16 protein-coding genes are annotated in these 17,628 nt (G+C 42.1%); 8 read left to right on the top strand and 8 right to left on the bottom strand.

Features of this window, described 5'->3' with window-relative positions; genetic code table 11:
* Positions 1 to 24: 24 nt before the first annotated feature.
* The gene (locus tag DPF90_RS00350) at positions 25 to 1,842 is read left to right on the top strand and encodes a hybrid-cluster NAD(P)-dependent oxidoreductase (RefSeq protein WP_114783517.1); all 1,818 of its coding nucleotides are present in this window, start codon (positions 25 to 27) and stop codon (positions 1,840 to 1,842) included.
* A gap of 52 nt (positions 1,843 to 1,894) precedes the next feature.
* Here the strand turns inward: DPF90_RS00350 and DPF90_RS00345 are convergent, their stop codons facing one another.
* On the bottom strand, positions 1,895 to 2,659 hold the full coding sequence (locus DPF90_RS00345; RefSeq protein ID WP_114783515.1) for a DeoR/GlpR family transcriptional regulator: 765 nt from the start codon (positions 2,657 to 2,659) through the stop codon (positions 1,895 to 1,897).
* Between the two features lie 294 nt (positions 2,660 to 2,953).
* On the opposite strand from DPF90_RS00345, the gene DPF90_RS00340 reads away from it, so the two are divergent.
* On the top strand, positions 2,954 to 4,189 hold the full coding sequence (locus DPF90_RS00340; RefSeq protein ID WP_114783513.1) for an EAL and HDOD domain-containing protein: 1,236 nt from the start codon (positions 2,954 to 2,956) through the stop codon (positions 4,187 to 4,189).
* 78 nt (positions 4,190 to 4,267) lie between these two features.
* Here the strand turns inward: DPF90_RS00340 and DPF90_RS00335 are convergent, their stop codons facing one another.
* Complete coding sequence (locus DPF90_RS00335) at positions 4,268 to 6,589, bottom strand: methyl-accepting chemotaxis protein (RefSeq protein ID WP_114783511.1); 2,322 nt, start codon at positions 6,587 to 6,589, stop codon at positions 4,268 to 4,270.
* 270 nt (positions 6,590 to 6,859) lie between these two features.
* On the opposite strand from DPF90_RS00335, the gene DPF90_RS00330 reads away from it, so the two are divergent.
* Together DPF90_RS00330 and DPF90_RS00325 are read left to right on the top strand one after the other, a co-directional pair.
* Positions 6,860 to 7,678: a PilZ domain-containing protein gene (locus DPF90_RS00330; RefSeq protein ID WP_240314425.1), complete on the top strand. Its 819-nt coding sequence runs from the start codon at positions 6,860 to 6,862 to the stop codon at positions 7,676 to 7,678.
* 140 nt (positions 7,679 to 7,818) lie between these two features.
* On the top strand, positions 7,819 to 8,607 hold the full coding sequence (locus tag DPF90_RS00325; RefSeq protein WP_114783509.1) for an AraC family transcriptional regulator: 789 nt from the start codon (positions 7,819 to 7,821) through the stop codon (positions 8,605 to 8,607).
* Between the two features lie 14 nt (positions 8,608 to 8,621).
* On the opposite strand, the gene DPF90_RS00320 is transcribed toward DPF90_RS00325, so the two are convergent.
* Positions 8,622 to 9,542, bottom strand: coding sequence for a M14 family metallopeptidase (locus DPF90_RS00320; protein ID WP_114783507.1), 921 nt, complete (start codon positions 9,540 to 9,542; stop codon positions 8,622 to 8,624).
* Between the two features lie 181 nt (positions 9,543 to 9,723).
* Here DPF90_RS00320 and DPF90_RS00315 point away from each other — a divergent pair, with 181 nt between their 5' ends.
* Complete coding sequence (locus DPF90_RS00315; RefSeq protein ID WP_114783505.1) at positions 9,724 to 10,620, top strand: DUF808 domain-containing protein; 897 nt, start codon at positions 9,724 to 9,726, stop codon at positions 10,618 to 10,620.
* Between the two features lie 11 nt (positions 10,621 to 10,631).
* On the opposite strand, the gene DPF90_RS00310 is transcribed toward DPF90_RS00315, so the two are convergent.
* The 3 genes from DPF90_RS00310 to DPF90_RS00300 form a co-directional block, all read right to left on the bottom strand.
* Positions 10,632 to 11,276: a DsbA family oxidoreductase gene (locus DPF90_RS00310; RefSeq protein WP_205395137.1), complete on the bottom strand. Its 645-nt coding sequence runs from the start codon at positions 11,274 to 11,276 to the stop codon at positions 10,632 to 10,634.
* Between the two features lie 80 nt (positions 11,277 to 11,356).
* Entirely contained in the window at positions 11,357 to 13,225 is a 1,869-nt protein-coding gene (locus tag DPF90_RS00305) for a methyl-accepting chemotaxis protein (protein WP_114783503.1), read from the bottom strand.
* 201 nt (positions 13,226 to 13,426) lie between these two features.
* On the bottom strand, positions 13,427 to 14,032 hold the full coding sequence (locus tag DPF90_RS00300) for an AraC family transcriptional regulator (protein ID WP_114783501.1): 606 nt from the start codon (positions 14,030 to 14,032) through the stop codon (positions 13,427 to 13,429).
* A 193-nt stretch (positions 14,033 to 14,225) separates the two neighbouring features.
* Between DPF90_RS00300 and DPF90_RS00295 the strand changes: the two genes are divergently transcribed.
* Positions 14,226 to 15,329 (top strand): 1-acyl-sn-glycerol-3-phosphate acyltransferase, encoded by a 1,104-nt coding sequence (locus tag DPF90_RS00295; protein ID WP_114783499.1) that lies wholly within the window; start codon positions 14,226 to 14,228, stop codon positions 15,327 to 15,329.
* A gap of 11 nt (positions 15,330 to 15,340) precedes the next feature.
* Here DPF90_RS00295 and DPF90_RS00290 read toward each other — a convergent pair whose 3' ends face one another.
* Both DPF90_RS00290 and DPF90_RS00285 read right to left on the bottom strand, forming a co-directional pair.
* Positions 15,341 to 15,940 (bottom strand): hypothetical protein, encoded by a 600-nt coding sequence (locus DPF90_RS00290; RefSeq protein ID WP_114783497.1) that lies wholly within the window; start codon positions 15,938 to 15,940, stop codon positions 15,341 to 15,343.
* 110 nt (positions 15,941 to 16,050) lie between these two features.
* Complete coding sequence (locus DPF90_RS00285) at positions 16,051 to 16,350, bottom strand: DUF406 family protein (protein ID WP_114784231.1); 300 nt, start codon at positions 16,348 to 16,350, stop codon at positions 16,051 to 16,053.
* 477 nt (positions 16,351 to 16,827) lie between these two features.
* Here DPF90_RS00285 and DPF90_RS00280 point away from each other — a divergent pair, with 477 nt between their 5' ends.
* Positions 16,828 to 17,289: a TetR family transcriptional regulator gene (locus tag DPF90_RS00280; protein WP_114783495.1), complete on the top strand. Its 462-nt coding sequence runs from the start codon at positions 16,828 to 16,830 to the stop codon at positions 17,287 to 17,289.
* 113 nt (positions 17,290 to 17,402) lie between these two features.
* The coding region (locus DPF90_RS00275; RefSeq protein WP_205395146.1) for a transposase domain-containing protein at positions 17,403 to 17,628 on the top strand (226 nt) is incomplete at its 3' end.

Genomic DNA, 17,628 nt, shown 5'->3' with positions numbered 1-17,628 from the left:
ATAATTAAAACTATTAGGGACAGCATGTCAGCACCAAGCCTTTCTCAAATCAATGTGTATCCAGTTAAGTCATTAGGTGGCATTACTCAGTCTAACTGCTGGGTGGAAAAGCAGGGCCTTATGTTTGATCGCCGCTTTATGTTGGCCTTAGCTGATGGCTCCATGGTCACAGCACGTAAGTACCCTCAGATGGTCACTATTCAATCGAGCTTAACCGCCGATGGCTTAATTTTTGTTGCCGAGGGCAAATCACCGCTTAAGCTTCGATATTCTGACTTTAAAATGCAAGAGACGCCAGCTCAAGTCTGGAAAGATAACTTTGCGGCTTATACAACCACAGATGAGGCTGATGATTGGTTTAGCGATGTACTGAATTTAAGAGTTGAACTGCTCTTTAGTGGTGAACAATCAAACCGAATACGTGAAAAAGTAGGGCATAATGTGAGTTTTGCCGACGGGTACCCCATGCTTGTGATAGGGCAAGGATCGCTTGATGAACTTAATCGCCGTAGTCCTCAGCAACATTCAATGGATCAGTTTCGTTCCAATCTCATTGTATCAACAACCGAGCCATTTGAAGAGGACAGCTGGAAGCGTATTCGCATTGGTGAAGTGGAATTTGAGTCTGTAAAGCCTTGTGAACGCTGCATTATGACTACCGTCGATGTGAGTACAGGTAAACTTCGAGAGACCAAAGAGCCGCTTAAAACCTTGTCTCAGTTTAGAGCGAATGAGCGAGGTGGTGTATTTTTTGGGCAAAACCTTGTTGCAAAAAATGAGGGTATGATTCGCCAAGGTGATCGAATTGAAGTCCTTGAGTATAAGGAAAAAGAATTCTATCCAGACAACTCGCCAACACAGTTAAAGATGACTTGTGTTGAAAAAGAACCTTTGGCAAGAGACTTCATTACCTTTTGGTTGGAACCTCAATCTGGCATAGTGCCTAAGTATTTGCCAGGGCAACACCTACCGATTTCGATTCAAATCGGTGACGAGAGGGTTGCAAGGCGTTATACCTTATCTTCCAGCCCATCAAGACCTGGTCGACTAGCGATCTCGGTAAAACGTATTGACGACGGTCGAGTATCAAACTGGCTCCATGAGCATTTGAATGTTGGCGATTCTTTGGTGTGTGAATATCCGCAGGGCAGCTTTCATCTGGATGAGCAGTGCAATAAGCCCATTCTTCTCTTGTCTGCGGGAAGCGGTGTGACACCGATGCTTTCGATGCTCAGATATTTGTCTGATAACGATCAAGCGGACGATGTGTTCTTCTATCATCAGTGCCGAAGTGTCGAGGATATTCCATACAAAGAAGAACTCGATGAATTAAAACAGAAGCATCCGGGCTTGAGAGTATTAATCTCTTTATCGCAACCTCCTATTGATTGGTTTGGCTTAAAGGGGCGTTTGACCCTATCGCACCTCAAACAGATCAAAGATGTGGAGAAAAAACAGGTCTTTGTCTGTGGCCCAGATGAATTTATGCAAAAGGCGAAAAGCTTGTTGCTGAAAAAAGGGTTACCCGAAGACTGCTATCACCAAGAGGCGTTTGGTGTCTCTAACATAAGCGCGAAGCCATTAAAATCGCTTCAACTCAGTGTTAACGGGCATGTTTTTACGGGCGACAACCAAAAGCCGCTGTTAGATCAAGCAGAAGAGGCTGGAATAAGTATTGCGAACAGTTGTCGAGCTGGCTTGTGTGGTGCGTGTAAAGTGACGATTCAGTCAGGTAAGGTTCATCAGCCTGATGTTCCGGGTTTGCAAGATTCTGAGCGAAATATGGGGATTGCACTCGCATGCTGCTGTGTGCCTGAGACGGATATCGACGTTACTAGCTAGTTTTGGACGTAAGCTGGGTAGAGCGCTTTGAAGCGTTCTACCTTTTTATTGTTTATGTGACGACTTGTAATATTGTGTCATTATTTTTGGCGAAGCTTTCAATTTCTTTGGGCGCTTTTCTGTCTGTGATGATGAGATCAACATCGGCGATAGTACCTAGCTTCACCATAGCGTTACGGCCAAACTTACTGTGATCGACACCGAGTAATACTGAGCGGCTGTTTTCAATAATGGCTCTTTTCACTCGTACTTCGTGATAATCGAAGTCGAGTAGGGAGCCATCATAATCAATTCCTGAGATCCCTAAAATACCAAAGTCGAGCCTAAATTGTGAGATAAAATCAAGGGTTGCTTCACCTGTAACACCGCCATCTTTTCCGCGAACTTCTCCACCAGCAAGTATGACTTTAAAATCAGGCTTGGACATCAGGATTGTCGCGACATTGATATTATTTGTAACCACACGTAGATGGTGGTGATTACTGAGCAAAGCCCGCGCTATGGCTTCGGGAGTGGTTCCAATATCAATAAACAAGGTAGCACCATCAGGAATGTGTTTTGCAAGTTCTAAAGCAATTTGTGACTTCTCTTTTTGATAAGCGATTTGGCGAGTTTGATAAGAGGAGTTCTCAGCACTTGATGTGATGGTGGCACCACCGTGATTGCGACGAATCTTATTATCATCAGCTAATTCGTTGAGATCTCGGCGTATAGTTTGAGGGCTGACGCTGAAACGCTCAACCAATTCATCAGTACTTACAAAACCTTGTGTCTGCACCAGCTCTATGATTTCTTGATGACGCTTAATGGCTTTCACTTACAGTATCCTTGTATGAGGGAATGACGCAATTTTACGTCTTGTGACCATGAAAGCAACTCAATCACCGAATAATATGATATTGAGTAAGTATGTCTATGCATCACTAGACTGTGTTCTTTAACTTGGTTGACTTGTTGCATTCGGCTGTTTGTGGGGTGTTCGACGTTTTCGGCTGCCACTAATTTAAAGCGCTAAACCTCGTCTACACTTTCGGTAAAACAATTATGTTTCAACAGAACCCAGTGAAAGAGATGTTTGTATGGCATCTGTTAACCAGCGTCAGGTAATATTATGAATCAGATAACTAAGAATACTCGACCTACCAAGGTGTCGGTTGTGGCGAGGCAGCCTATCATCGACAAAAACAAACAATTGTTTGCCTTTGAACTTTTGTACCGAGAAGGTGACACTAATGCGTTTAATACACCCTATGGGCAAAGAGCCACGATGCGTTTGCTATCGGAGCAGTTTCTGACTCTACAAAAACGAAATCTCAGTGAGAAAAGAGGCTTGGTCAACTTTGAATACATTGATCTGATTGAAGGGGTTCCCTGTGACTTTTCGCCCGAAGATATTGTGGTTGAAATATTGGAGACATGCTCGGCAACTCAAGAGCTGTATGATGCTATTGTCGATCTAAAGCAAAAAGATTATTTAGTGGCACTTGACGATTTTGTTCCCGCTCCCGAGTGGGATCGTTTCTATCCTTTGATTGACTTTATCAAGCTCGATGTCAGAGAGTTATCTTTTGATCAATGTGCGAGTATTATTCGAGACTTCAAGAACACGGATATCCAGTTTATCGCCGAAAAAGTTGAAGACCATAAAGAATTTGTTCAAGCGCAAAAATGTGGTTTTGACTTATTTCAGGGCTATTTTTATCAAAAGCCAGAGGTAATCAAAACCCAAAAGCTCACCGCTTCTGCTGTCGACACATTCAAACTATCGGCATTAGTTGCTAAAAAAGATATCGATATTGTAAAGGTTAATCAAATCGTTGAGCGCAACCCTGCACTTTCCGTTCAGCTACTCAATTTTGTTAACAGCGATTCACGAGTGAGTACACGGATAGAAAGCACGCAGCAAGCGCTTTCCTATCTAGGCGGAGCTAGGGTACGCAAGTACGTTACTTATTCAATGGCCTCGGCACTTTCGCCAAGTAAACCCTCTATATTACTCAGAAATTTATTGATACGTGCCAAGTTTATGGAAGGACTGGCTCAGAATGTTAATGATACGTCGGTTTCTGAGTCAGCGTACTTATGTGGCATGTTATCTCTTATCGACGGTTTACTCGATATGGCTTTAAAAGATGTGCTGGCTTCATTAACACTTTCCGATTCTCTTGTTGCTGCATTGGTTCATAGGGAAGGGACCTTAGGAGATTTATTAGGTATTGCTGAGGCTATCGAAATATTGGATTGGAAAGCGTTAGAGAGTCTGCAATCCAAAACAATGCTTGATGATAAGACCATAATGACGTGTTTAGATAAAGCGAATAGTTGGATTAATGACTTTAGCTCATAAATAGCGACTCAATAAAATATTTGGAAACTGAAAAGGCTCACTTAAAAAGTGAGCCTTCCTATTATATCCAGTTAGAAATTAAGCGACTTTAAAGCGGTTGACTAATTCTTGTAAACTACCTGAGACCTCAGCGAGTCCAAGTGCGGCACAATCAATTTCTTCCGATGCATTTCTGAGATCGCCAGAAGAATCCTTAACGTTTGATATGTTTCTATTGATCTCATCACAACTGACTTTTTGTTCTTCCGTCGCTGCGGCAACGGTAGCATTAATCGTCGCAAGATCGTCAATTTTTGAGCTTAAATCACGTAGGTTACTGCTTACATCGCTCACCAGTTTAATACCCTCTTGGGCCGAGAGGTTACTGCGCTCCATAGAGTTGACTGTCGATAGTGTCACTTCTGATAAACGAGATATATTACTTTGGATATCTATGGTGCTGTTCTGGGTTTTTGTAGCGAGTTGACGCACTTCATCAGCTACGACGGCAAAGCCGCGTCCACTTTCGCCTGCTCGTGCTGCTTCAATGGCTGCGTTCAAAGCAAGCAAATTGGTTTGCTCTGCGATACCTGTAATAATTTTCAAAACACTGTTTATTCTTTGTACTTCATCCTGCAATTCTGAAAGTGCTTCGGCAGAAGATTGTACTTCATGCCCTGTACGTTCAACAAATTGTGCTGCTTGCTGAGCTTGCTCTGAGTTGAGTAATGCACTTTCTCTGCATTGGTGGGTGTAGTCGGATGCGGCGGCACTACTTTGTGAAACCTCAAGCAATGCCTCATTAAATTGCATCATGGATTCGGTGACACTGCTTGCTTGTATGGTTTGATCTTCCGCCGCTTTATATGAATTATCGGTGATCTTACTAAGTTGCTTGCTTGAGTGAGTGATCACCTTGGTACTGGCTTTCACCGAGTCTATGATAACTTTTATCTGTTCAATAAAGGTATTCACACTTTGTGTCACTGAGTCAAACTCTGGAATGTTAGACATTCTTAATCGAGTATTTAAATTTGCGTCTTTAGAGTTCAACTCATTGAATTGATGTTTCAATACATAGAGTGGTCTGAGTAAATAGTTGACTAAAAAGATAGTCAGACCACCAAAAATGATAGCCATCACAAGGGTTGTTACAGCGCCAGCTGACGCAATGTAATTGCCCAAGGCTTCTTTAGGTGCAAAGGCTTCTTCTTCGTCTACTTCCGACATGATTGCCCAAACTTGATTGGGCACTTTGACTGGTCCATAGGCAGACAGGACAGGAACCCCTCGATAGTCTTCGAAGATATCAAAGCCATTGATGCCTCTCAATGCTTCAGTGATTCCCGGAGTATCCACCGGCTGTAAAGAGATACTGGTGTTTTTAAGTTCGATATCTCTGGCGGCGCTAATCCCTTTTTTTCGAATGGTTTCAAGATATGCGCTTTTGTCTTCCATCAAAAATCGGCTCTCATTCCTTAATGTGCCATCAGAGCCCACAAGATAGATTTCTCCTGAGTTACCAAACCCTCTACTTTTCCAATGACCATCTTGAGTCATAATATTGTTAATCTCATCAATGGGCATTTGAAAAATGAGTATGCCAACCAGATTGCCCTTGTCGACAATCGGAGTGGACATAAAGCTTGCAGGTGCGTTGTAGGAGGGTAGATAAGGGGCAAAGTCAGTAAGGTATACTTCTCCTTTATCTAAAGATAATGCTTTTTGGAATGCTTGTCCTATGCCGGAGTTTGAATAAGGCCCCGTTTTTAGACTGGTCGCAAAATCGAGTTCTTTAAACACGCTGTAGACAATATGGCCGCTTTCTGGGTCGACAATAAAAATATCATAGAAGCCAAAGGTTTGGAGAAACTGGCGAAAAGAGTCGTGGAAACGCTCATGCTCTCTCGCATATCTTGATGAATTCTCTATTACGGTCAGTTTATCTTTGTTACTCAGTGGATTGGGGTTATCAGCAATAAAGTCAAACTGCATATTATAGGTTAAATCGGTTAAACCGGAAAACATATCTGGAATACTAACTTTATCTGTATTGAGCTGGTCATACCGAACCGCAAACTCTCTCAGATAGTAATTATTGACCTTAGATTTTACTTCTGAAGAATTGATTCGCCTGATAGGTTCATACGATTGGAAAGCTTGCGTAAAGTCAACCGCTGCTTCTCTGGTTGCGATGTTGTTGGCCATGGAAATGATTTGTCCTTCGATGTCGGAGAAATAATTCTCCACCTCGGCCCGAACCAGCTCTTTTTTGGCGGTCAATTTGTCTCGACTTTGTTTGAGCAACACAGAACGCATTTCTTGCGTCGATAAGTAAGTACTAATGGATGTGCTTGCAACAAGAGAGAGGGTGATTGCTCCCAATACGGCGAGTATGAACCTGAGACGTAGTGACATCATTAATCTCCATTTGTTAGATCATAGTGTTTTCTCAGAACTAAACAAAACTATAGGCACCTGGTTGCTTACTATGGTTTAACGTTGGAATTTTTCGCTCAAAAATGAGACTTTGAGAGGGTTTAGCAGAATTATGTTACAAAGCTGGAGTGTGGCCTCTATGCTGCTTAACATCGATAGATAAGAATAATGTGAACAGAGTCTTACTTTGTATTTTTATATGTGCGCTTTTTCATACTAAAGTTTAGACAATAAACAGTTATAAGAGAGGGCTTGGCTTTGGGTGTCGCAGAAACAAATCAAACGGATTCAAACCAGCAACTAAGTTCTGAAGATAACCTTCAAAGTAGTTCGTCAAACGTCGATCACGAAGAAAGTAGCAATAGTGGCCCGTCAGAAACAGCGAGTACGATTCGTCGTGGTGAAGATGCTTTTGATACGGTTATGCCACTTTGTGATGTTGCCTGCGTTATTTCTACTCCCACTGGCAAGGTACTGAAATGTCGCACGAAATACATAGGTCTACACTCAAAAAGTATTTTGTTACTTGAGATGCCAACGGTATCTCCTCAAGAAAAACTCATATACATGCGTCAAGGTTATCCTCTTCAGGCCTGTGTTATTTCTCCCAAAGGGGAAGGCGCTCGGGTGTATTTTAAGACCAAAATTGAATATGTGTTAAGTGGAGGGGCCACCGATATACTTTTAGTTACACTGCCTGCTGCCACTCAGGTTGTCATTGGTTTGCGTGAGAGCGCGCGTTTAGAAATCAATCTCAACGGCATTTTAGATCCAGAGGGTAAAAAATATCCATGTCAAATTAGGGATATTTCTCAACAAGGCTGTTTGATTGTGGTTGATAGAGATCAAGCCAATTATCGGATCGGGTCTTTGGTTCACCTTAGTATTTGCAGCTCAAACAAAGACGTTCCAGTCATAGAGGAAACATTGAAAGCCCTGGTGAAAAATGTCTCAAAAATAGGGCGCTATTATAAGTATGGTATTAAGTTTGAGGATGAAAGCTTAGAAGGAGTTAACTCCTTGATTGAAGGGCTAAACTTTTGTGCTTTACAACAAAAGTTTATGTTATAGCTATCCAATTAACATACCATAGTGAAGGCTAGTCATTGTTTCGACATAGCATTAATAATATTTTACACTGTATGGCAATTGAAATTGGTCTTAGTGAGATTGGAAGTTCCATCTAAGACCTATTTGCTGGGGTAACAAGTGTGAGAAAGTCGGTTAAACACCTTCATCCATCCTTATCTATTGATAGAGCACCCTCTGACGTTTTCATGAATTTCGAAGCTTTTCTGTCGAATACGGAAACACGTATACATAGCCACCCATGGGGACAAGTGCAGCTTATTAGTGGGGGTATTTTAGAAATGGAAGCGGAAGGCACTCGATTTCTTGCTCCGCCTCATTTAGCGATTTGGGTTCCTGCGGGTGTGATGCATACCAGTTATAACCGAAAACCTTTGTCATACTGCTCTTTAAACATTGCTCAGCGGCTAACAAAATATTTTCCTAGTAGTACGAGTTTGATAAAAATTTCTCCAATCGCTTTGACCATCATTGATGATTTTCGCACCAGAAATATTAGTATACCTCAGACGGAACAGGATAAGAGGTTGATTCAGGTCTTACTTGATCAACTGGCCACTCAGGATACACAGCATCATTTCTTACCCTCTTCAGATAACAAATACTTAGTAAAAATATTAGCGGAAGTGGAAGAAAACCCTCTGGATAATAGAAGCCTTGCACAATGGGCAGAAACAGTGCATTCCACAGAACGTACTTTAGCGAGATATTGTCAGTCTGAGTTAGGAATGAGTTTCACCGAGTGGAGGCTAAGAGTTCGCTACCTCTACTCGATGGAATTGCTAAGAAAGGGGCACTCGGTTAAAGAGGTGGCGTTAACCCTTGGCTATCGTCAAGCCAGCCCATTTATCGCAATGTTTAAAAAGTACGCTGGACAGACGCCAGAACAATACAAAAATAAACTGTTATAAGTCGTCTCTAGCGACTAAAGTTGCGAGAGCACGAAATCCAGACCACCAGTTATTGCGGCAACCTGCGCGAGATTACACTGCTGTGGTGTCGCTTTGGGGCTATCAGGGTAGACTTCGGTGGTTGTGCCATAGGTACAATTTGTCATTCCACCGCACAGTCCCAGCTTAACCATCGGATAGTTAATCACCCCAGTTTGAATAACGGGCGAGCCGATAATTTCTCCGTTTTTGTCCGCGGGTGCTATGTGAGTTACTTGGCTTACAGACTCAATGATCGCTGCTTGAAAATCAGCCTGTGGGTTTTCACTGTCACCGACAGTGTAGAATCCATCTGGAATCTTGCCAGGTATATACTCGATGCCATCACGAGCCGCTAACGCTGGTCTAAATTCTGTTTCATCGGTGTCGGTAGTTTCATGCAAATCGAAATGAACCATAATAGTGCCGTCAATTGAGCCCACCAGTTTGATAAGGTTTGCCGACTCTTCTGCTGGGCTGTTCGAATAAAAGGAGCGGTTAGGATCAGTAGCAAGAGGGTTCCAGCGGTTTATGGTCTCATAGCCCCATGGGCTAACGCAGGGAGCAACGATGATATTAAAGTATTCACAGTAGCTTTCCATCTTGTTCTCGATAAACAGAAGTGCCCCCTGAACACCGCTTGTTTCATACCCATGCACACCACCAGTTATCAATACAACAGGTTTGTTGGTATCCCAGTTATTACTTTTGATGCAGAATAGAGGATAGCGCTCAGTCTCATAAGACAGCGCTCCATATTGCTCGATTTGGAATCTGTGCTTAAGTGCGAATATTTTGCTGACAACCTCCTCATGGTAGCTACGCTTGATTGAGGTGCTATCACGCCACCGCTTACGCTCAGCATCCTGCCACTTTTGACCTGCGACTCCTATGGGATAAAATTCCTTTGTTTGCATGACTGTTTCCAAATTCCTTGTAAATCGGAAGCACAGCATAAATTGCCTTTTTTGTTGAAGCAATTCATATAACTTAAGCAGATAACATTTATTCAGTACTATTTATGTCAGCAATTAAGTTTGAGTAATAGTATCTAGGTGGTACATTTAACAGCATATCAGTATGTCTAAAGGGGCCTTCATGGCTGGTGCGAGTTTATTAACATTGTTGGATGACATTGCCACAGTGCTAGATGATGTTGCTTTAATGTCAAAAGTGGCGGCAAAGAAAACGGCAGGAGTACTTGGTGACGATTTAGCGCTTAATGCTCAGCAGGTATCAGGCGTTGCTGCTGAGCGAGAGATCCCCATTGTGCTCAGTGTTGCAAAAGGCTCTTTTCGTAACAAGCTTATTTTGGTGCCAGCTGCGCTGATTACTAGCTCAATTGCACCTTGGCTGATCATGCCTTTACTCTTAATCGGTGGACTATTTCTTTGCTTTGAAGGAGCAGAGAAAATAGCAGAAAGCTTATTTCATGCAAAAGAGGTAGAAGAGGATGAGGTGCCATCAGGGTCAATTGAAGAATATGAGAAACGCAAGATAGCAGGTGCTGTAAGAACTGACTTCATATTGTCGGCCGAAATCATAGTGATTGCTCTAGGCACAGTGCAGGGCCACGCTATGATGACACAAATTATGGTTGTTAGCTTTATTGCTGTGCTAATGACGATTGGTGTTTATGGGCTAGTGGCAGGGATTGTTAAACTTGATGATCTTGGTTTTTATTTGAATCGAGTTTCTCAAGGGAAGGGAATAAGAGCTTGGCTGGGTAAAAGCCTTATTACTTTTGCTCCTAAACTAATGAAATTTTTAGCTATAGTCGGAACTGCCGCAATGTTTTTAGTCGGTGGCGGTATTGTGGTGCACAATGTTCCTCTTATTCACCATTGGGTGGAGCCGATCATTATGAAGGCTTCAGACTTACCATTAGTTAGCGTTTTTCTTCCATCGGTTTTGAATGGATTGATAGGTGTTGTCGCTGGAGCTATGGTGCTGCTGCTTTGGACTGCCATAGATAAGCTGCGTTCTAGAGATTAGAAAGTGAGTAGTTAAAGCCTCGCTATCTCTACCAGGGCTTCGATTAGTATCTCACTTGGCTGGGCACCAGAAATCAGGTGTTTTTTATCAATTATCATGGCGGGAACGGCATTGATTCCTGCTTCAAGCCACTGGTATTCGGTTGATGAAACCGCCTCTGCCCAGCTTTCATCTTGCAGAACGAGCTCGCAAACATTGCGCTCAAGCCCAAGTGACTCAGCAATATCAAGCAGCACTGTAGTATTACTGATGTCTTGTCTGTGTGTGAAATACGCTTGAAATAAAGCCATTTCTAAATCTAACTGTAGATTTTCTGACTGGGCCCAAAGCAACAACTGATGAGCTTTACGTGTATTATAAATCCTCATATCGTCAGAAAATTTGAAATCAAAACCCAAATCCCGACCCAGTTCAGAGATAGTCTGCCTCGCGGCTATGCTGGCTTCAAGTGAAGTACCATACTTTTCTGCGATGTGTTCTCTAAGGTTTTCGCCTTCGGATTTCATCATAGGGTTGAGTTCAAAAGGGTGCCAATAGATATCGGCTTTGAGACTGTCCGACAGCTTTGACAGGGCGTGCTCAAGATTTTTGTAGCCTATGATGCACCAAGGGCAGACGATATCAGATATTAGATCGATACGAATAGTTTTTATCATAGGTGCCTATGCTTTCTAGATGCTCTGACTGCTGTAAGTTGAATTGTCCTAAGCTCTCAAAAAGAGAGCTTAGGACAGGGTTAAAGCTTGAATTTATTGAGTATAGCGTCTTGTTCTCTGATATTTTCAGTTTGAGCTTGCATGGCAATGTTAGCATTCCCCGCTGCCTCAGAAACTTGTTCCGATAAATCTTTAATTTTTACAGTGTTAGAGTTGATTTCTTCTGCAACTAGACTTTGTTCTTCGGCAGCAGATGCAATCTGAATATTCATATCACTGATGCTTTGTATCGCATCTCGAATAGTGTTGAGTGCGTTGTTTGCTTCTTCTGCACGTTTCACTGCGTTACTTGCGGTCTCTTTACTCATATTCATCGCATTGGCAACGGATGTTGCACCAGATTGCAATTGCTCAATCATGTTACGAATTTCTGTTGTTGATTCTTGAGTCCTTTGCGCAAGAGTTCGGACTTCATCAGCAACTACAGCAAACCCTCGACCTGACTCACCAGCCCTTGCCGCTTCGATTGCAGCGTTAAGTGCAAGCAAGTTGGTTTGGTCGGCGATATCATTGATTACTTTCAGTATGGTCTCGATGTTGTCAGTAGCAGATTCTAGAGTTTTCACTTCCTCAACGGCTTCATCGATTCGCTGAGATAGCTCACTGATTGAAGCCGATGTATCACCGACGACTCGGGTCCCCATTTGAGTCGCATCGTCGGCATCTTTGGCGGCTGATGCAGCGCTTTGTGCATTGTCAGCGACATTTCCTGATGTGACCGCCATCTCATGCATAGCGGTTGCCAGCTGTTCAAGTTCGTGTAGTTGATCTTGCATTGCACTGGCTGACTCCTGAAGACCCACAGAGGTCATCTCTGAGCCACGCAGAATCTCTTCACCAATTGACTTAGATTGGGATAGTAGCTGCTGAAGCTTGCCCGTAAATGAGTTAAAACCCTCGGCCAACTGGGAAAACTCCTGATCTGTTGCCGTATCTAGGCGCTGGGTTAAATCACCCTCACCGGAGGCAACGTCTTGGATTGCATTATTAAGAGCGCCTAGGGGACGCATTAACGCTGTCATTAATACCAGCAGAATAGCCATACTTATCACCAAAGCGATGACAGTGTAGATGATGGAACTGTTACGCAGATCGGCGAGGGACTGATAGGCAATTTCTTCATCAAGGATAACGCCAATATACCAGTTTTCACCAGGTACTTTAGAAAAGTCGAGTGTATAGTCTTTTCCTTCAATAGAGATTTGTCGGGGATCTTCTTGAATAGAGACATCTCCGAGAAAATCTTTCATCGGTTTACCGTTCATTTCAGTGTTGGGGTGAGCAATGGTTGTTCCATCTCCAGACACAATGAATACGTAACCCGCGTTGAAGAGCTGCACCTTGTTTACGAGTTCGGCAAGACCCGCCAAGCTAACATCATAAAAGATTGCACCGATAAATTCGCTTCCATCCATAACTGGGGTGGCAATTGACACCAAAATTTCACCCGTTGCCGAATCTGCATAAGGGGCCGTTATGATAAGCTCGCCTGATTTCTTGGCATCGATATACCAGGGTCTGGCGCGAGGATCCCATGTAGGGCCAGGGTTCCACCCAGGATCGTTGTTGATATTGGAGCCATCTTTCTCAAACCCTAACCCAGCCAGCAAAAAGGTTTCTTTTACTATTGGCCTAGTGATGACCATTTCCATTGCGCTCGGTGTGAGATTAGCTTCTAGCATGCTGGTGGCATAGTTCGCAATGATCTTGCGGCTATTGATCTCTGCTTCAGTTGTGTCTCGGACACCATCTACGATTTCTGCGACACTTGAGGTAACGAGAGACTTGATTTCTTTTTGAACCGTGTAGTACTGCTGGAGTGTCAGCAAAGACACTGTGGCCAAGAATAAAAGAGATGATGCGGCCACAATTTTATGGCTGAATTTCATTGTCGACTTCCCATGTCATTAACGCTTATGTCTTCTAGTATAGTGTCATAGTGAGTAAATGCTTATTATCATTGGTTAAGTAGCACCAAATTTATTAGTTAGGATTAAGGGCATAGCACTCAAAAGCTCAGATTAGTTGTTTATTAGCAATATGTGAATGTACGGTAAGGCATTGCAATAAAACGTTATTTTGGTTACTCTTTACTGTCCCAGAATGGTTTGTTCTAATTGCTTGTATACTTGTTCGTTTCCTTCGAATAGATCGTTAATCACTTGTGATTTTTTTACTCCAGACTGAATTCGTTTAGTCGCTTCTCGCAAGGTTAAAGTGATATGCTGCTCTGCCGAAAGTGTGTTGTCATTTTTTAATGGTGACCACTTTTGAATACTCACCGTCAGAGTGCTTTGTGATAACTCGGGTTCCATATCGACGAGTTCATCGAGCAGCACAGATAAAAGCTTTTTCTCTGCCTGTTGGGATTGCTGATCTTCGCCGAGTCTGTCGATGATTGCCGAACCTAACGGAGTTAGTTCTACGTAGCCACCCTGTTTAGGTAGTGGTTTTGTTACTCTTGAAGAAACTTCAACCCTTTGTGCGCGAGTATTGGGGAAAAAAGTAAGGCCAACCAATGCATCAAACGGCAACCAAACCGTTTGCCCATCCTCAATGGCATATTCGATTTTCCCCAGTTTTAGCAAAGCTAAGCCTTGATTGACTCTCAGTAATACATGTTTAAGGCTTCTTTTCCTCGGTTGTACAACCAAGTAAGGGAACTCATTATTGTGGTGGGAGATAGCGTAATGCATGAGGTGGTATTAGTTTCTGTGTTGCACGAGTGACTAGAGTAACGTTTCTTATGATAAAAACCAATAAAGCAGCGAGTTTTTATCTATCCAACAAGTAAATGCTGGTCTGACCTGAGTGTTATCTATGATGTATAGCTGCTAATCCAATGATCTCAGAGTAGAATAGAGCTGTTCTCTAATAAATAAGTACAATATGACTGTTAATAAAGACCCTTATCACGAAATTCGTCCTTACAATGATGATGAAATTCCAGCAGCGATTAATCGCCTCATTGCCGATGAAGAATTCATTAGTGCAATTCTTCAGCATAAGTTTGCTAATCATGCTGCTTGGTTTAAGGCCTTAATGTCTCCGTTGGTGAAAGTCTATCTCAAAATGAAGTGGTCTAAGCTTAAGTCGGTAGACAGTATTCAACTCGAAGTAAAAAAATATCTTGAACAAATAGTGAATACGACTACCAATGGCGTGTCTTACTCGGGTTTGGATAAATTAGACAAGCAGAAGTCGTACCTTTTTATCTCAAATCATAGAGATATCGCAATGGATCCTGCTTTGGTCAACTATGGCCTCAATAAAACCGAACACAAAACGGTTAGAATTGCGATTGGTGACAATCTGCTTAAAAAGCCGTGTGCGACCGAGCTAATGAGACTCAATAAAAGTTTTATTGTTAAACGTTCTGCCAAAGGGCCTAGAGAAATGATGAAAGTACTAGGCACTCTTTCAAGCTACATTAAGCATTCTTTAGACTCAGGAAACTCAATTTGGATTGCACAAAAAGAAGGCCGAGCAAAAGATGGAAATGACTTCACTGATCCAGCGATTTTAAAAATGTTTCACGTAGAAGGTCGCAAGCAGGAAATTGAATTTTCACAATATATACAGTCTCTTCGAATTGTTCCTGTTTCTATTTCCTATGAAAATGATCCTTGTGATGTGTCGAAAGCGCTAGAGTTACATCAACTTGAGACTCAGGGTAGCTATGAAAAAAGCGAATTTGAGGATATTGAAAGCATTGTTCAAGGTATTGTTGGTGAAAAAGGGCGAGTGCATGTCGCTTTTGGTGAAGTGATAGGAGGAGAATTTGATTCACCAGAAGCTTTGGCTGAAGAAATTGATCGACAAATTCATGATAACTACAAATTCTACCCAATCAATGAGTTAGCAGCGGGTAAAGATGATGTTGCTCAAAATGTTAAGGATAAACTCTCAACGAAACTGAGCCAGCTGCCAGAGGGGGCAAAATCACATCTGCTAGCTAGCTACGCTAACCCACTCAAAAACAAAAGCGCTTAATGAGCGCTTTTTTAAGGTGCAACAGCTCCACCCAGCTCTAAGTTCTTAGGCCATTTGGATATACGGTTTCCACCAAGGAAAATATTGCCTTTCACTGTCATTTTATCGGGAAACTCTGTGATTTTCGAACCACCAATGTATAAGTTTCCTTCAACAACTATGCCTTCTGGTAATGCATTTAAGGGAGTTCTGATGACACTCAGGTCCCCCTTCACTTTTAAGCGGGGTGGGAGCCTTGTTAGTGGAGTATCTGTTAGGTTTATGTAGCCGCCGACTTTGACCCCTCCCGGCCAAGACGCGATTTGTGACGCAAGTAGGTTTGCATAACCTTTGATATTGACCCCTTTAGCGATCTTTTTGAGTGCACTATTTGAAGCATCTAAACTGCCTTGAATATCAACATCTGCTGGGATTTCTTTGATGCTTGTTTTGGCAATATTAAGGTTACCTTTAACCACCAAACCTGCTGGCAATTCCAAGTAAGGCTTATTACGAAGATCTAAATTTCCGTAGTTATCAATATGGTTCAAGATATGATAATGGTTAATTGGCTCGCTCAATACTGTACTAGCGAACAAGCCTGTTATAACAAAGATGAGCCATGGCCGCATGTTTTGACTCCAAGAGTGCTTTGTAACAAGTATTAACGAAAGGCTGTTACTGGGTCAACATTCATGCTGCTTCAACGACGAAAAGCAGGAATTTAGTCCTCTGTCCTATATTATTGGGCGAGAGAGCGTGTTTTGAGCTCAAAAATTAGTTTTTCAGCACTCACACCAAATTGGAATTTGACCGTTAGCTGAGTGGAATCTTCGGTGACAGGTGATACTTGGTATTGGACTTCCTTAGATACTTCGAAAGCAAGCGCAACATATTTTTCTAATTCAGTTTCTAGTGCCTTTTTGTGTTCAGCGTGTATAACGACTTCTGCGATGTCATCGCCTTCTTTAATAATGAAACCCATTTCTCCAGCACAGCCGCACGCTTCGCAGACTTCAGCCTTTTCTGTTGTTTTGTTCATCATTTTAATCCTCTTACAAAAAGTATGGTTATTCTATCCTTCTGTGTAGCAGTTATCCATAAAAACATTTGTATTTATAAACATTTCTATTTCGAAGTTGCGTTTAATTCAGGCTTGAGAATTGATAGACATGTCAAATAATGTGATGTTAATCATATTGTAGAGAAATATCATGTGCTTATAAGCTAATGATAGCATTCATCGAGTTGTCAGAAATCGTAATTTATACGATTATCGCAAGTTAATTATACGAATCAACAATGCTTTCCGTTATTTGCATATTTATTTTTGATTTCAAAGGGAGGTGTACTATTACTCATCGCAGTGGATGTGAGATCACCTAGTTGTTCTTTGGGACGCTCTTTAGCCTTTTTTTGTTGACATCATAAGTTTGACTGAGAGTTATGCAGGCATGTTAGAGGGCACCATAGTTGATTTGTGTAAGTTAGATGGATTTACAAAGAGAAGAGCATAACCATGCCAAAACGTAGTAAAGAAGATACTGAAATCACGATTCAGAAAATAATGGATGCTGTCGTGGACCAACTGTTGCGTTTGGGATATGACAAAATGTCATACACCACCCTAAGCCAGCAAACGGGCGTGTCGAGGACAGGAATAAGTCATCATTTCCCCAAGAAAACTGACTTCACAGAAGCACTAGATGGGCGAATCTTTAAGTTATTCATTGAGCATTTAAACTTAGATGGAAGCCTAACAGACTTTTCAGACAGCTGGAGCAACGCGTTGGAGCGTTCGGAGTTTTTGGCAATATTACGTTTGTTATTTCACCACATTGTTACGTCAAAAAATGCTCATAGCTTTGCAAAAAGTGGTATCGAGCGCATATACCAGACCGCTGAATCTCAGTTTGGTGAAACTAGTGCCAAAGAGGTGGAGTGGTTGATTGGCAAGTCTTTAATACGGATGTCGCAATAGCCGATTCATATAAATGCCTTCCAAATATGGAATAATGCCGATCGGTTTAGAGACTTGAACGATCCTGGGATCGTATGATAATCCCCACTAACTTTGTTAGTGGGGATTTTTCTATGTTGGCTGAAGAGTTAGTTCTAGCTCATGATACTATTGAAGATGGCAAAAATTATGAGTCTGTAATTAATGCCATTCAACTTGAATGGATAGAGCAAGCTCTCTATGAAACATCTAAAGCGAGTATCAGAAGGCGTCGGCTACCAGCCCAACAAGCCGTATGGCTCGTCATTTGGATGGGATTGCAGAGAAATAAATCCATTAAAGAGGTTTGCAGGTTTGCAG

Origin of the sequence: Vibrio tetraodonis, assembly GCF_003350295.1 — a bacterium.
GTDB lineage: Bacteria > Pseudomonadota > Gammaproteobacteria > Enterobacterales > Vibrionaceae > Vibrio > Vibrio tetraodonis.
This window is presented reverse-complemented; position numbering and strand designations above follow the sequence as displayed.